The sequence below is a fragment of the Comamonas sp. FG99 genome, assembly GCF_057808605.1.
This window is the reverse complement of sequence record NZ_JBMDII010000027.1, coordinates 19,826-33,519: the sequence shown is the minus strand read 5'-3', so window position 1 is coordinate 33,519 and position 13,694 is coordinate 19,826. Positions and strand designations below refer to the sequence as shown.

Here is a 13,694-nt window from a genome sequence, read left to right as displayed (position 1 = left end):
ATGAGCAAACGCAAGCTGCGCCTGGGCATCACCGGCGGCATTGGCAGCGGCAAGAGCACGGTGTCGGGCATGTTCGCGGCGCTGGGCGCCGCGGTGATCGATGCCGATGCCATCTCGCGCAGCCTCACCCAGCCGCATGGCGACGCCCTGGCGCTGATCGCCGCGCAGTTCGGCCCCGAGTACATCACCGCCGGCAACGCGCTCGACCGCGAGCGCATGCGCGAGACCGTGTTTGGCTCGCCCGAACACAAGCGCCGGCTCGAAGCCATCCTGCACCCGCTGATCCAGCAAAAGATCCTCGCCGCCTATGAAGCCGCCTGCGCGCAGCCTGCGGTATCGTTCGCGGTCTTCGACATCCCGCTGCTGGCCGAATCCTCGCAATGGACGCCGCGGCTGGACCAGGTGCTGGTGGTGGACTGCACGCCCGAGACGCAGATCGAGCGCGTCATGCAGCGCAGCCAGCTCGCGCGCGGGCAGATCGAGGCCATCATCGCCCAGCAGGCCACGCGCGCGCAGCGCTTGCGCAAGGCGGACTGGGTGGTATTTAATGAAACAGCGTCGTTACAAGCGCTGCGCGCACTGGTGGCCGACATATACAATCAGCTGAAATCGGTTTGAACACTATATTTTCAGTAGCATCCAACCCTGAATCCTGTAGCGAAATAGCGTGATCGTTTACGAGTATCCCTTCAACGAGCGTGTCCGGGCCTACCTGCGGCTGGAAACCCTGTTGCGGCGCCTCGAAACCCTGCTCACGCGCAGCGACGCGATCGACCACCATTTCGCCATCGCCACCATGTTCGAGGGCATGGACGTTTCCTCGCGCTCCGACCTGAAGTCGGACGTGCTCAAGGACCTGGAGCGCCAGCGCCAGCAGTTCAACCTCTACCGCGCCAGCCCCCAGGTCAATGCGGCGGCGCTGGAGCAGATCACCGCCCGCATCGACGATGCCCACGCGCGGCTGCGCGACCAGCCCACCAAGCCCAGCCAGGCGCTGGCCGACAACGAATGGCTGATGGCCATCCGCAACCGGCTGGGCATTCCCGGCGGCACCTGCACCTTCGATCTGCCCGGCTACTTCGCCTGGCAGCACCAGCCGGCGCAGCAGCGCCATGCCGACCTGATGCAGTGGGTGCAGCCCTTCGAGCCGCTGGCCAATGCGCTGTACCTGTTGCTGCGGCTGTTTCGCGACGCGGGCAGCCCGCAGAAGATCGCCACCGTGCGCGGCCAGTACCAGCAGAACCTGCCGCAAAACCGCAGCTACCAGCTGCTGCGCCTGGCGATGCCCGAGCACTCGCCGCTGATCCCGGAAATCAGCGGCAACCGCCTGATGGTCTCGATCCGCATGCTGCAAAAAGGCGAGAATGGCCAGCTCGCGCTGGCCAGCGACGACGGCCAGTACGAGATGACGCTCTGCGCCTGAGCCTGCTTCCCCCCATGCCCAACGACATACCCGCATCCCCCGCCGAGATCCGCATCAACTGCCCGCAATGCGGCGGCCCGTCAAGCTTTGCCAGGAGCAACGCCTGGCGGCCGTTTTGCAGCGAACGCTGCAAGCTGATCGACCTGGGCGCCTGGGGTAACGAGGATTTCCGCATCGGCAGCAGCACGCCGCCGGATTTGGGTGAGGATCAAAAGCCCTAGCCGCCCGGCTCAGGCTGCCTGCTCATCCAGTGCCGCTGATTGGCGCGGATGCACTTGCCTGGCGATGATCTTGCCCGATGCCTTGCGGGCCATCTTGAAGTCATAGGTGGCCTGCATGTTGATCCAGCCTTGCGCGTCCTCTTCGCTGCCGCCGAAGTAGCGCGCAAGGCGCAGTGCGGTATCGGCCGTAATGCCGCGGCGCTCCAGCACGATGTCATTGACGCGCGATGCCGGCACATGCAGCAGCTTTGCCAGCGCATTCGAGCTCAGGCCCAGCGGCTTCATGTAGTCCTCGCGCAGGACTTCACCGGGGTGTACAGGGCGCATGCCGTTCTTGAACATGATGAATCCCTTTCAGTGGTAATCGACGATCTCGACATCCGCCGGGCCCTGCTCGGTCCAGGCAAAGCAAATGCGCCATTGTCCATTGATGCGAATGCTGTACTGGCCGTCACGATCGCCCCTCAGCTTTTCCAGGCAGTTGCCCGGCGGCATCAGCAGGAACATCAAGGTCGGCGCGGCATCCAGCTGCGTCAGCTTGCGCGCCGCCACGCTGCCGATGGCGGCAAAACGGCGCGAGCGGCCCAGGACGAACAGCTCCCGGGTTGCCGCACACTTGAATGAAATGATCGCCATGGAGCTGACTTTATACCGGTAAACGGTATAGTCGGCAACCAGGCACGGATCGGGTGACGCAAAAACAATAGCTATCAGCGCTTACCAAACAATGTTTTCAGATAGATTTATATCTAAAAATCAATACCAGCAAGCGAAAGCAGCTATGCTTTTATTGACCTATCCCTTCTTCCCGCAGCCAATCCAGCACTGGATACGCCCCTGGCAGCACCGGCGCCACGCTCAGCGGAAAGCGCTGCCATTGCATGGACTGGCCTTCGCGCATCTCGAATTCGCCGCTCCAGGCATGCACCTTGCACCAGTGCAGGCGCACCAGCGCATGGGGGTAGTCGTGCTCGGTTACGCGCCAGACCTCGGCCGGGCCGATGGTCACGCCCAGCTCTTCGATCAGCTCGCGGCGCAGCGCCTGCTCCACGGTCTCGCCGGCCTCGAGCTTGCCGCCGGGGAACTCCCAGTAGCCGGCATAGGGCTTGCCCTGGGGGCGCGACGAGAGCAGGAACTCGCCGGGCCGCAGCAAGATGCCGACCGCGACCTCGGTATGCTTGCGCGGCGCCTGGTGGGCTTGGGCCTCGCTCATTCGCCTTCCGCCTCTTCCTGCAGGTCGTCGGCATCGGCGATGCTGCGACTGCCGGTGCCGCTGCGCTCGGCACGGCCAGCCCAGTCGCGGGCGAACTGGTGCGCCACGCGGCCGCTGCGCGAGCCGCGCTCCAGCGCCCAGACCAGGGCCTCGGCGCGCGCGGCCTCGATCTCGGCGGCGGGCAGGCCCAGCGCCGACAGCCACTGCGCCACCACGCGCAGGTATTCGTCCTGGCTGAAGGGGTAGAAACTGACCCACAGGCCGAAGCGCTCGGACAGCGAGATCTTCTCCTCCACCACCTCGCCGGGATGGATTTCGCCATCGTCGCCGCGCGAGCCTTGCAGGTTCTCGCTCATGTACTCGGGCAGCAGGTGGCGGCGGTTGCTGGTGGCGTAGACCAGCACGTTGGGCGTGGCGGCCGAGACCGAGCCGTCGAGTATGGATTTCATCGCCTTGTAGCCCGGCTCGCCCTCTTCGAAGCTCAGGTCGTCGCAGTAGATGATGAATTTCTCGGGCCGGCTAGCGACCACCTCGACGATATCGGGCAGGTCGGTCAGGTCGGCCTTGTCCACCTCGATCAGGCGCAGGCCCTGCGGCGCATAGGCGTGCAGGCAGGCGCGGATCAGCGAGGATTTGCCGGTGCCGCGCGCGCCGGTCAGCAGCACGTTGTTGGCGGTGCGATCGGTGACGAACTGCTCGGTGTTGCGCGCGATCTTGTCCTTCTGGCCATCGATGTTCTGCAGGTCCGACAGCTGCATCGCGCCCACATGGCGCACGGGCTCGAGCGCGCCGCAGCCGTTGGAGCGCTTGCGGTAGCGCCAGGCAATCGCCTCGCTCCAGTCGGCGGGCGCCTGCAGCGGCTGGGGCAGCACCGCCTCGATGCGCTGCATCAGCTGCTCGGCGCGGGCCACCAAGCGTTCCAGAGGAGAAAACGGAGAATCGGTCATGGCAAATCAGGAACGGTAATCGGCATTGATGCTCACATAGTCGTGGCTCAGGTCGCAAGTCCAGACGGTCGCGCGGGCGTCTCCGCGGCCGAGCTGCACGCGCACCACGATCTCGCTTTGCTGCATCACGCGCTGGCCGTCGGCCTCTTGGTAGCTGGGGTTGCGCCCGCCCTGGGTGGCGACGTGCACGTCGTCCAGGTACAGCTCGATGCCGGTCTGCTCCAGGTCGGCAATGCCCGCATAGCCCACGGCCGCCAGGATGCGGCCCAGGTTCGGGTCGCTGGCGAAGAAGGCGGTCTTGACCAGCGGCGAATGCGCGATCGCGTAGGCCACCAGGCGGCATTCGTCTTCGCTCCTGCCCTGCTCGACCTGGATCTCGATGAACTTGGTGGCGCCCTCGCCGTCGCGCACGATGGCCTGGGCAAGCTTTTGCGCCACCTCGGTCAGCGCGGCCAGCAGCGCCTGGCCGTCGGGCGTGGCCCAGTCGGTGACGGGCGCATTGCCCGCCTGGTTGCTGGCCACGACCACGAAGGAGTCGTTGGTCGAGGTGTCGCCGTCGATGGTGATGCGGTTGAAGGACTGGTCCGCCAGGCGCTTGGCCAGCGCGGGCAGCAGCGCGGGGCTGATGCAGGCGTCGGTGGCCAGGAAGCTCAGCATGGTGGCCATGTTGGGGCGGATCATGCCCGCGCCCTTGCTGATGCCAGTAACGTGCACGGTCCGGCCGCCCACCGCCGCGCTGGCCGAGAAGGCCTTGGGGATGGTGTCGGTGGTCATGATGCCCTCGGCCGCCTTGGCCCAGTGCGCGGGCTGCGCATCGGCGATGGCGGCGGGCAGGCCGGCCGTGATGCGCTCCACTGGCAGCGGCTCCATGATCACGCCGGTGGAGAACGGCAGCACCTGGCGCGGCTCGATCTTGAGCAGGCCGGCCAGCGCGTCGCAGGTGGCGCGGGCGCGGGCCAGGCCATCCGCGCCGGTGCCGGCGTTGGCATTGCCGGTGTTGATGACGATGGCGCGCACCGCGTTGCCGGCATCCGCCAGGTGTTCGCGGCAGACCTGCACCGGGGCGGCGCAGAAGCGGTTGCTGGTGAACACGCCCGCCACGTGGCAGCCTTCGTCGAGCAGGAAGACGGTCAGGTCCTTGCGCTTGGCCTTGCGCACGCCCGCCTCGGCAACGCCGATGCGCACGCCGGCGATGGGGGCGAGGTCTTGGGCCACGGGAGCGCTGAGATTCACAGGCATATCGGTCTCGGAGGTTGGTGGGGGTTCATGAAAAAACGGGCCCCAAATAGCTTCGGGGCCCGTGTTTGCTGAGGCCATCGGCAATCAGGACAGTTTACCGTGGCATTGCTTGTATTTCTTGCCGCTGCCGCAGGGGCAGGGGTCGTTGCGGCCGATGCGGGCGTTCTGCAGGTCGTCGGGCAGCGGCGCCAGCGCCGCATCGTCGTCGCCCGCCGGGGCTTCATCGCTGCCGCTGTAGGAGACGTCGACGCGGGCGTTGCTCTGCTCGATCTGCTCGGCCGCCTGGTCCAGCTGCTCGGGCGACTGGATGTGCACCGTCATCAGCACCTTGGTGACCTGGGTCTTGACCTGGTCGATCAGCTGGCGGAACAGCTCGAAGGCTTCGCGCTTGTATTCCTGCTTGGGCTGCTTTTGCGCGTAGCCGCGCAGGTGGATGCCCTGGCGCAGGTAGTCGAGCGCGGCCAGGTGGTCGCGCCAGGTGGAGTCGAAGGTCTGCAGCATCACCGCGCGGATGAAATGCATGAAATGCGCCTTGTCCACCATGCCGAGCTTGGCATTGAACAGCCGCGCGCCCTCGGCGACCACGGCTTCTTCGATCTCTTCGTCGGTCAGCGATTCGGAGCCATCGACCATCTGCGCCAGCGGCAGCTCGATGTGCCATTCCTCGCGCAGCGTCTTCTCCAGGCCGGGAATGTCCCACTGCTCTTCCATCGACTGCTCGGGCACGTACTGGCGCACCACGTCGGCCAGCGTGCTGTCGCGCATGCCGTCGATCATCGGCGTCAGGTCGTCGGTGTCCAGGATCTCGTTGCGCTGCTGGTAGATCACCTTGCGCTGGTCGTTGGAGACGTCGTCGTATTCGAGCAGCTGCTTGCGGATGTCGAAGTTGCGCGCCTCGACCTTGCGCTGCGCGCTCTCGATGCTGCGGGTGACGATGCCGGCCTCGATGGCCTCGCCGTCGGGCATCTTCAGCCGCTCCATGATGGCCTTGACCCGGTCGCCGGCAAAGATGCGCATCAGCTGGTCGTCCAGGCTCAGGTAAAAGCGCGAGGAGCCGCGGTCGCCCTGGCGGCCCGAGCGGCCGCGCAGCTGGTTGTCGATGCGGCGCGACTCATGGCGTTCGGTGGCGATGATGCGCAGGCCGCCCAACTCGGTGACCTTCTCGTGGTCGAGCTTCCATTGCGCGCGCAGCTCCTCGGCCTTGCGCTCACGCTCGGCCTCGGGCAGGGCCTCGTCGGCCTCCAGGGCAGCGATCTGCTTCTCGATGTTGCCGCCCAGCACGATGTCGGTGCCGCGGCCGGCCATGTTGGTGGCGATGGTGATCATGCCGGGGCGGCCGGCCTGGGCCACGATCTCGGCCTCGCGCTCGTGGTGCTTGGCGTTGAGCACCTGGTGCGGCAGCTTTTCCTGGTTCAAGAGCTGGTCGATGATCTCGGAGTTCTCGATCGAGGTGGTGCCCACCAGCACCGGCTGGCCGCGCTCGTAGCATTCGCGGATGTCCTGGATCGCGGCCGCGTACTTCTCGGGCGTGGTCTTGTAGACGCGGTCGAGCTGGTCATCGCGCTTGCTGGGGCGGTTGGGCGGGATCACCACGGTCTCCAGGCCGTAGATCTCCTGGAATTCGTAGGCCTCGGTGTCGGCCGTGCCGGTCATGCCGCCGAGCTTGGCGTACAGGCGGAAGTAGTTCTGGAAGGTGATGGAGGCCAGCGTCTGGTTCTCGGCCTGGATGTCCACGCCTTCCTTGGCCTCGACGGCCTGGTGCAGGCCCTCGCTCCAGCGGCGGCCCGACATCAGGCGGCCGGTGAATTCGTCGACGATCACCACTTCGCCGTTCTGCACCACGTAGTGCTGGTCGCGGTGGTACAGGTGCTCGGCGCGCAGCGCGGCGTACAGCTGGTGCACCAGCGAGATGTTGGCCGGGTCGTACAGCGACGCGCCCTCGGCAATCAGCCCGCGGTCGGCCAGGATGCGCTCGGCCGCCTCGTAGCCCTGCTCGGTCAGGTGGATCTGGTGGCCCTTCTCGTCGACGGTGAAGTCGCCCGGCGTGACCACGCCCTCGCCGGTGCGCGGATCGGCCTCGCCCTCCTGGCGGGTGAGGAAAGGCACCACCTCGCGCATCGCGAGGTAGAGCTGGGTATGGTCCTCGGCCTGGCCGGAGATGATCAGCGGCGTGCGCGCCTCGTCGATCAGGATGGAGTCCACCTCGTCGACGATGGCGTAGTTCAGCGCGCGCTGCACGCGCTCGGACTTGTCCTGCACCATGTTGTCGCGCAGGTAGTCGAAGCCGTATTCGTTGTTGGTGCCGTAGGTGATGTCCGCGCCGTAGGCGGCCTGCTTCTCGTGCTTGGGCAGCTGCGCGAGGTTGATGCCGACCGACAGGCCCAGGAAGTTGTACAGCCGCCCCATCCAGGTCGCATCGCGGCTGGCGAGGTAGTCGTTCACCGTCACCACGTGCACACCCTTGCCGGCCAGCGCGTTCAGGTACACCGGCAGCGTGCCGGTCAGCGTCTTGCCCTCGCCGGTGCGCATTTCGGCGATCTTGCCGTAGTGCAGCGCCATGCCGCCCAGCAGCTGCACGTCGAAATGGCGCATCTTCATCACGCGCTTGGAGCCCTCGCGCACCACGGCAAAGGCCTCGGGCAGCAGGCTGTCGAGCGATTCGCCGTTGGCGACGCGGCCCTTGAATTCCTCGGTTTTCTGGCGCAGCTGCTCGTCGCTGAGTTGCTCGTACTCGGGCTCCATCGCATTGATGCGGGCGACGGTCTTGCGGTATTGCTTGAGCAGCCGGTCGTTGCGGCTGCCGAAAATTTTGGTGAAGAAATTGGTGGCCATGCGAACACGGTCCGGACCGCGCTGCCTGCGCCGCGCGGTGCGACCTGAATCCCTTTGATGAGTTTTGCTTCAGATAGGGCCAAGGGGACGCAATGCAAGAGCCATGCCCCACTGTGCCAAACCGCCGATTCTACAACCGCACCGCGTAGCCCCCATGGCAGGCGCGGACACCTGGCCAGGGCATCTGGCTAGAATAGCCATCCCATGCAACGCCGCCACTTCGCCATCACCCTCGAACAGGCCGCCGCGGCGTCGCCGACGCTGGCGCACCTGGTGGCGCTGACGCGCGAATCCAGCGAACGCTACCGCCAAGTGGAATTCCTGATCCCGCCGATGCTGCGCAAATCCATTCGCCCCGGCCCGCTGGAGGGCGACGCCTGGTGCCTGCTGGTGAGCAACCCGTCCTGCGCCGCCAAACTCAAGCAGCTGCTGCCGGCCATGGCCGCGCACCTGCGCGTCAAGGGCTACCCGACCACGGAAATCCGGGTGCGCGTGCTGCGCTGACGGGTCATTCCTCAGGGCCGCGCCCGGCCTCGGCAGCCTCGTTGAGCGCCCGCAATTCGCCCAGCTTGGCGCCTATCTTGATCTCCAGCCCGCGCGGCACCGGCTCGTAGAAGCGCGGCGGCTCCATGCCCTCGGGAAAGTAGCGCTCGCCGGCGGCAAAGCCGCCCTCCTCGGCGTGCGCATAGCGGTAGTTCTTGCCGTAGTCCAGGTCCTTCATCAGCTGGGTCGGTGCATTGCGCAGGTGCATGGGCACGGGGCGGGTGCCATCGCGCTTGACGAAGGCCCTGGCCTGGTTGTAGGCCATGTAGCCGGCGTTGCTCTTGGGCGCCACCGCCAGGTAGAGCACCGCCTGGGCCAGCGCCAGCTCGCCCTCGGGGCTGCCCAGGCGCTCGTAGGTGGCGGCCGCGTCGTTGCACATCTGCATGGCGCGCGGATCGGCCAGGCCAATGTCCTCCCAGGCCATGCGCACGATGCGGCGCGCCAGGTAGCGCGGGTCGGCACCGCCATCGAGCATGCGGGTGAACCAGTACAGCGCCGCATCGGGGTCGGAGCCGCGCACCGACTTGTGCAGCGCGCTGATGGTGTCGTAGAACTGCTCGCCGCCCTTGTCGTAGCGGCGCATGCGCTCGCCCAGCACCTTGAGCAGCCAGGCGTCGGTGATGGTCTCCACCTTGGCCTGCTCCGCGGTAATGGCCAGGGTCTCCAGCGTGTTGAGCAGGCGCCGCGCGTCGCCGTCGGCATAGGCGATCAGGCGCTCCAGCGCCTCGTCCTCTATCGCCGGCAGCGCTTGCAGCGCCTGCGCCTTGGCCACGATCTGCTTCAAGTCGCCGGCCGTCAGGCTTTGCAGCACATAGACCGCGGCGCGCGAGAGCAAGGCCGAGTTCACCTCGAACGAAGGGTTTTCGGTGGTGGCGCCGATGAAGGTGAACAGCCCGCTTTCCACATGCGGCAGGAAGGCATCCTGCTGGCTCTTGTTGAAGCGGTGCACCTCGTCCACGAACACGATGGTGCGCTGCTGCATCAGGCCGTCGCGCGCGGCCTGGGCCTGCTCCACCGCCTCGCGGATGTCCTTGACACCGCCAAGCACCGCGCTGATCGAGATGAACTGCGCATCGAAGGCATCGGCCATCAGCCGCGCAATCGTGGTCTTGCCCACGCCCGGCGGGCCCCACAGGATGCAGCTGTGCGGACGGCCCGACTCGAACGCCAGGCGCAGCGGCATGCCATCGCCCAGCACCTGCTGCTGGCCCACCACCTCGCCCAGGCTGCGCGGGCGCAGGCGCTCGGCCAGGGGTTGGTGCGACGGTTGGAAGGATGGCTTGTTCATAAAAAAATATCCAGCGGATGCGGCATGCCGCGCCTGCGCCGTGCGGGCATCGTAGCCTGCGGCGGCAGGCGCGCTCCAGACCGCGCTTGATAAAACGTACGCAAAAACGTACTATACAGCTCTTGTCGGAGATCAGCCATGACCACACTCACTGCCAGCGAAGCCCGGGCCAACCTGTACCGTCTCATGGACCAGGCTGCCGAGTCTCATCAGCCGATCCACATTACAGGCAAGCACACGAGCGCGGTGCTGCTTTCGGCAGAGGACTGGCAGTCGATCCAGGAAACGCTGTACCTGCTGTCCATTGCCGGCATGCGCGAGTCCATCAAGGAAGGCATGGCAGAGCCTCTTGGCGACAGCGCCAAGGAGCTGGAGTGGTGAGCTGGCAAGTCGTTTTTGCCAGACATGCCGTAAAAGATGCGAAAAAGCTCGCTGCCGCCGGCCTGAAGGCGAAGGCCCAGGAACTGCTCGCGGTCCTGGCAAGCGATCCGTTGCAAAACCCGCCCCCCTATGAAAAGCTGGTCGGCGATCTTGCTGGCGCATATTCGCGGCGCATCAATATCCAGCACCGGCTGGTCTACGAAGTCTTTGGCGAAGAGCATGTCGTCCGCGTACTCCGGATGTGGTCGCACTATGAATAACAGCAGCCTATGGATGTCAGGTGAGAGCGCGCCCCAGCGCGCAACTCGCCATCCGGCATGGGCTGTACGGATAAAGACTTCACACATGCAGCCCGGCACTGCCCGCATTGCGCATGGCCCGCCAAGGCACGCGCCTACTGCCGCACCACGTCCGCCCCGGCCGGCACCTTGAATTCAAAGGTCGATGCCGGCAGCGAGGGCGCGGCGCTGAAGTTGCTGAAGCGCACCACCGAGCGCTGGCCAAAGCCGTCCTCGATCTCCAGGGTCTGCAGCGCATCGCCCTTGAAGCCCACGCGCACGCTCTTGAGCTGGCCGTCCTTGGCCTTGGGCGTGGCCTGCACCCATTGCTGGCCATCGGCCTCGGGGGCATTGGCCAGGTCGAACTCGGCCTTGAGCGCCGACAGGCTGGCGGCCGAGGCCAGCAGCGCCGCCGGCGTCTGGCCCAGCGCCTTGCTCTGCTGGCGCTGGGTGACCTGGTTCAGGTCCACGTCGTAGAGGCTCAGCGTCTGCCCATCGGCCACGATGGTCTGCTCGAACGGCTTCTGGTAGACGAACTTGAACTTGCCGGGCCGCTGGAAGGCGAAGCTGCCGCTGGAGGTCTTGCTGCGCGGCGCCTGGCCTTCCCTGGCGGGCGAGGTCACGGTCTGGGTGAATTCGGCCTGGCCGGCCTGCGAGTTCTTCATAAACTGCTCCAGGCTCTGCAGGCCGTCGGCCTGCGCCCAGGTGCTGATGCCGGCGAATGCGGCGGCGGCCATCCAATGCTTCATGGGGTTCCTTTCGGGATGCATGCTGTTCAGAGTCCGGGCAGCGCGCCCAGGTGCCCGGGTTCATCCAAATTTACGGATGCGCGGGCATGCGTGTCTATTCGTCACCGCCACCACCGCGGTAGGGCACCAGCACGTCGCGCTGGCCGCTGCTGGTGAGCGAGCTCACCAGGCCGGCCTTCTCCATCTGCTCCAGCAGGTTGGCCGAGCGGTTGTAGCCGATGCGCAGCTTGCGCTGCACGTAGGAGATGCTGGCCTTGCGGTCCTTGAGCACGATCTCCACCGCCTGGTCGTACATCGGGTCTTTCTCGCCGCCGCCACCGCCGCCCTCCTCGTCGCCAAAGCCGGAGTCGCCCTCGCCCGCGGCGCCGTCGAGGATGCCCTCGATGTAGTCGGGCTCGCCCTGCTCCTTGAGGTAGCTGACGACGCGGTGCACCTCGTCATCCGAGACGAAGGCGCCGTGCACGCGGATCGGCAGGCCGGTGCCGCTGGGCATGTAGAGCATGTCGCCCATGCCCAGCAGGGCCTCGGCGCCCATCTGGTCGAGGATGGTGCGGCTGTCGATCTTGCTCGACACCTGGAAGGCGATGCGGGTGGGGATGTTGGCCTTGATCAGGCCGGTGATCACATCCACGCTCGGGCGCTGGGTGGCCAGGATCAGGTGGATGCCGGCCGCGCGCGCCTTCTGCGCCAGGCGGGCGATCAGCTCCTCGATCTTCTTGCCCACCACCATCATCAGGTCGGCCAGCTCGTCGATCACCACCACGATGTGCGGCAGGCGCGTCAGCGGCTCGGGCGATTCGGGCGTCAGGCTGAAGGGGTTGGGAATGCTTTCCTCGCGCGCCCCCGCCTCGTCGATCTTGGCGTTGTAGCCGGCCAGGTTGCGCACGCCCAGCTTGCTCATCAGCTTGTAGCGGCGCTCCATCTCGGCCACGCACCAGTTCAGGCCGTGCGCGGCCTGCTTCATGTCGGTCACCACCGGGCACAGCAGGTGCGGAATGCCTTCGTAGACCGACATTTCCAGCATCTTCGGGTCGATCATCAACAGGCGCACATCCTTGGCCTCGGCCTTGTACAGCAGCGACAGGATCATGGCGTTGATGCCCACCGACTTGCCCGAGCCGGTGGTGCCCGCCACCAGGCAGTGCGGCATCTTGGCCAGGTCGGCCACCACGGGCTTGCCCACGATGTCCTTGCCCAGGCCCATGGTCAGCAGGCTCTTGGCCTCGTGGTATTCGTGCGAGCCGAGGATTTCGGTCAGCCGGATGGTCTGGCGCCGCGCATTGGGCAGCTCCAGCGCCATGTAGTTCTTGCCGGGGATGGTCTCGATCACGCGGATCGACACCAGCGACAGCGAGCGCGCCAGGTCCTTGGCCAGGTTGACCACCTGCGAGCCCTTGACGCCGGTGGCCGGCTCGATCTCGTAGCGGGTGATGACCGGCCCGGGCGCCGCCTCGACCACGCGCACCTCGACACCAAAGTCCTTGAGCTTCTTCTCGATCAGGCGGCTGGTCATCTCCAGCGTCTCGACCGACACCGTCTCCTGCGCCTTGGGCGCCGCATCCAGCAGGTCGACCTGCGGCAGCCGGGTGTCGCGCAGCTCGTTGAACAAGGGCTTTTGCCGCTCCTTGATCACGCGGGCGCTGGGCTGTGCCTGGGGCTTGGCCGGCTCGGCGATATGCACCGGCTCCGGCGCCGCGCGGCTCATCGTGGGCTCGAACGAATGCTCCACCGGGCCATCGAGCAGCGCGGATGGATCGACGCGCGTCTCGAACACCTCGGCCTCGCGGGCCTTGGCCGCCTTGCGGCCCACGGCCTTGTCCTGCGCGGCGGCGCGGCGCGACACCAGCTTTTGCACGCCGCCCTCCAGCACCGCGCCCACCTTCTCGGCAATCTGCCCCCACGAGAACCCCAGGATCCACGACAGCCCCAGCAGCAGCACCACCACGCCGGCGATGCCCGAGCCGGAAAAACCCATCCAGCGCTCGGCCAGCGGCCCCAGCAGATACCCCAGCACGCCGCCGGCCGAACCCGGCAGCGAAGGCTCGAAGCGGTACAGGCGCGACCACTCCAGCGCGCAGCTCGATGCCAGCAGCACCGCCAGCCCGCCCCAGAAAACCACGCGCCGCCACCACAGCGGGCGCGGATCGCCCGGCGGGTTCTGGCCCGCGCGCAGCCAGCGCGCCAGCGACGAGAACCAGGCCAGCACCGCTGCCACCACCAGCCACCACACCGAAAAGCCCGCCAGGAAATAGCTGCTGTCAGACAGCAGGGCCCCCAGCCGCCCCATCCAGTTGTGCACCGGGCCGCCGACATGCGCCCCCGAGGTGGACCAGGCCGGATCGTTGGGCGAATAGCTCAGCATGGACGCCATCCAGAACGCCATGAGCAAGAAGCTAGCCACCAGCACCATCTCGTGCCCGAAACGGCGCACGCCCGATACCAGCGAATGCTTGCGGGCCGACGACGCGTTCAATGTGTTCGATGAATAAGCCATAAATCGAGGCGAGAGCTTAACCCATGGGCATGACGGTGCAGCCGCGGGCCCCTATCCTGTGTTTTGAATTATTTTGCCACTCCGCG

At 66.4% G+C, this 13,694-nt stretch carries 16 protein-coding genes; 7 read left to right on the top strand and 9 right to left on the bottom strand.

Going from position 1 to position 13,694, the window contains the following annotated elements; translation table 11 throughout:
- The 3 genes from coaE to ACODRX_RS17740 are packed head-to-tail and all read left to right on the top strand — an operon-like array spanning position 1 to position 1,644.
- Positions 1–618: a dephospho-CoA kinase gene (coaE, locus tag ACODRX_RS17750; RefSeq protein ID WP_488872861.1), complete on the top strand. Its 618-nt coding sequence runs from the start codon at positions 1–3 to the stop codon at positions 616–618.
- Positions 619–667: 49 nt separating this feature from the next.
- Positions 668–1,423: a cell division protein ZapD gene (gene zapD / locus ACODRX_RS17745; protein WP_488872860.1), complete on the top strand. Its 756-nt coding sequence runs from the start codon at positions 668–670 to the stop codon at positions 1,421–1,423.
- A gap of 14 nt (positions 1,424–1,437) precedes the next feature.
- Positions 1,438–1,644, top strand: a complete 207-nt coding sequence (locus tag ACODRX_RS17740; protein ID WP_488872859.1) for a DNA gyrase inhibitor YacG — start codon at positions 1,438–1,440, stop codon at positions 1,642–1,644.
- A 9-nt stretch (positions 1,645–1,653) separates the two neighbouring features.
- Here ACODRX_RS17740 and ACODRX_RS17735 read toward each other — a convergent pair whose 3' ends face one another.
- The 6 genes from ACODRX_RS17735 to secA all read right to left on the bottom strand — a co-directional run bounded on the left by ACODRX_RS17735 (position 1,654) and on the right by secA (position 7,875).
- Positions 1,654–1,986, bottom strand: a complete 333-nt coding sequence (locus ACODRX_RS17735; protein WP_488872858.1) for a HigA family addiction module antitoxin — start codon at positions 1,984–1,986, stop codon at positions 1,654–1,656.
- Positions 1,987–1,998: 12 nt separating this feature from the next.
- Positions 1,999–2,280 carry a type II toxin-antitoxin system RelE/ParE family toxin gene (locus ACODRX_RS17730; RefSeq protein ID WP_488872857.1) on the bottom strand — a complete coding sequence of 94 codons (282 nt, stop codon included), beginning with the start codon at positions 2,278–2,280 and terminating at the stop codon, positions 1,999–2,001.
- A 151-nt stretch (positions 2,281–2,431) separates the two neighbouring features.
- Positions 2,432–2,857: an NUDIX domain-containing protein gene (locus ACODRX_RS17725; protein WP_488872856.1), complete on the bottom strand. Its 426-nt coding sequence runs from the start codon at positions 2,855–2,857 to the stop codon at positions 2,432–2,434.
- A complete protein-coding gene (locus tag ACODRX_RS17720) occupies positions 2,854–3,804 on the bottom strand; it encodes an ATP-binding protein (protein WP_488872855.1) in 951 nt (316 codons plus the stop codon). Before ACODRX_RS17720 ends, ACODRX_RS17725 begins: the two co-directional genes overlap by 4 nt.
- A gap of 6 nt (positions 3,805–3,810) precedes the next feature.
- The gene (gene argJ / locus ACODRX_RS17715; protein WP_488872854.1) at positions 3,811–5,043 is read right to left on the bottom strand and encodes a bifunctional glutamate N-acetyltransferase/amino-acid acetyltransferase ArgJ; all 1,233 of its coding nucleotides are present in this window, start codon (positions 5,041–5,043) and stop codon (positions 3,811–3,813) included.
- Between the two features lie 84 nt (positions 5,044–5,127).
- Positions 5,128–7,875: a preprotein translocase subunit SecA gene (secA, locus tag ACODRX_RS17710; protein ID WP_488872853.1), complete on the bottom strand. Its 2,748-nt coding sequence runs from the start codon at positions 7,873–7,875 to the stop codon at positions 5,128–5,130.
- A gap of 204 nt (positions 7,876–8,079) precedes the next feature.
- Here secA and ACODRX_RS17705 point away from each other — a divergent pair, with 204 nt between their 5' ends.
- Positions 8,080–8,379, top strand: a complete 300-nt coding sequence (locus tag ACODRX_RS17705) for a hypothetical protein (RefSeq protein ID WP_488872852.1) — start codon at positions 8,080–8,082, stop codon at positions 8,377–8,379.
- Positions 8,380–8,383: 4 nt separating this feature from the next.
- Here ACODRX_RS17705 and ACODRX_RS17700 read toward each other — a convergent pair whose 3' ends face one another.
- A complete protein-coding gene (locus ACODRX_RS17700) occupies positions 8,384–9,706 on the bottom strand; it encodes a replication-associated recombination protein A (RefSeq protein WP_488872851.1) in 1,323 nt (440 codons plus the stop codon).
- Between the two features lie 138 nt (positions 9,707–9,844).
- Here ACODRX_RS17700 and ACODRX_RS17695 point away from each other — a divergent pair, with 138 nt between their 5' ends.
- Positions 9,845–10,087, top strand: a complete 243-nt coding sequence (locus tag ACODRX_RS17695; RefSeq protein ID WP_488872850.1) for a type II toxin-antitoxin system Phd/YefM family antitoxin — start codon at positions 9,845–9,847, stop codon at positions 10,085–10,087.
- On the top strand, positions 10,084–10,347 hold the full coding sequence (locus ACODRX_RS17690) for a Txe/YoeB family addiction module toxin (protein ID WP_488872849.1): 264 nt from the start codon (positions 10,084–10,086) through the stop codon (positions 10,345–10,347). Before ACODRX_RS17695 ends, ACODRX_RS17690 begins: the two co-directional genes overlap by 4 nt.
- A 134-nt stretch (positions 10,348–10,481) precedes the next feature.
- Here ACODRX_RS17690 and lolA read toward each other — a convergent pair whose 3' ends face one another.
- Positions 10,482–11,114, bottom strand: coding sequence for an outer membrane lipoprotein periplasmic chaperone LolA (gene lolA, locus ACODRX_RS17685; protein WP_488872848.1), 633 nt, complete (start codon positions 11,112–11,114; stop codon positions 10,482–10,484).
- A gap of 94 nt (positions 11,115–11,208) precedes the next feature.
- Entirely contained in the window at positions 11,209–13,524 is a 2,316-nt protein-coding gene (locus ACODRX_RS17680; protein WP_488872901.1) for a DNA translocase FtsK, read from the bottom strand.
- Between ACODRX_RS17680 and ACODRX_RS17675 the strand changes: the two genes are divergently transcribed.
- On the top strand, positions 13,475–13,603 hold the full coding sequence (locus ACODRX_RS17675) for a hypothetical protein (RefSeq protein WP_488872903.1): 129 nt from the start codon (positions 13,475–13,477) through the stop codon (positions 13,601–13,603). The genes ACODRX_RS17680 and ACODRX_RS17675 overlap by 50 nt on opposite strands.
- The last annotated feature ends 91 nt before the right edge of the window (positions 13,604–13,694 follow it).

Coding starts and splice junctions, on each gene's coding strand:
- secA (WP_488872853.1), bottom strand. CDS start 7,875: ATGGCCACCAATTTCTTCACCAAAATTTTCGGCAGCCGCAACGACCGG.
- ACODRX_RS17730 (WP_488872857.1), bottom strand. CDS start 2,280: ATGGCGATCATTTCATTCAAGTGTGCGGCAACCCGGGAGCTGTTCGTC.
- ACODRX_RS17680 (WP_488872901.1), bottom strand. CDS start 13,524: ATGGTGCTGGTGGCTAGCTTCTTGCTCATGGCGTTCTGGATGGCGTCC.
- argJ (WP_488872854.1), bottom strand. CDS start 5,043: ATGCCTGTGAATCTCAGCGCTCCCGTGGCCCAAGACCTCGCCCCCATC.
- ACODRX_RS17675 (WP_488872903.1), top strand. CDS start 13,475: ATGGACGCCATCCAGAACGCCATGAGCAAGAAGCTAGCCACCAGCACC.
- ACODRX_RS17740 (WP_488872859.1), top strand. CDS start 1,438: ATGCCCAACGACATACCCGCATCCCCCGCCGAGATCCGCATCAACTGC.
- ACODRX_RS17725 (WP_488872856.1), bottom strand. CDS start 2,857: ATGAGCGAGGCCCAAGCCCACCAGGCGCCGCGCAAGCATACCGAGGTC.
- ACODRX_RS17735 (WP_488872858.1), bottom strand. CDS start 1,986: ATGTTCAAGAACGGCATGCGCCCTGTACACCCCGGTGAAGTCCTGCGC.
- coaE (WP_488872861.1), top strand. CDS start 1: ATGAGCAAACGCAAGCTGCGCCTGGGCATCACCGGCGGCATTGGCAGC.
- lolA (WP_488872848.1), bottom strand. CDS start 11,114: ATGAAGCATTGGATGGCCGCCGCCGCATTCGCCGGCATCAGCACCTGG.
- ACODRX_RS17705 (WP_488872852.1), top strand. CDS start 8,080: ATGCAACGCCGCCACTTCGCCATCACCCTCGAACAGGCCGCCGCGGCG.
- ACODRX_RS17720 (WP_488872855.1), bottom strand. CDS start 3,804: ATGACCGATTCTCCGTTTTCTCCTCTGGAACGCTTGGTGGCCCGCGCC.
- ACODRX_RS17695 (WP_488872850.1), top strand. CDS start 9,845: ATGACCACACTCACTGCCAGCGAAGCCCGGGCCAACCTGTACCGTCTC.
- ACODRX_RS17700 (WP_488872851.1), bottom strand. CDS start 9,706: ATGAACAAGCCATCCTTCCAACCGTCGCACCAACCCCTGGCCGAGCGC.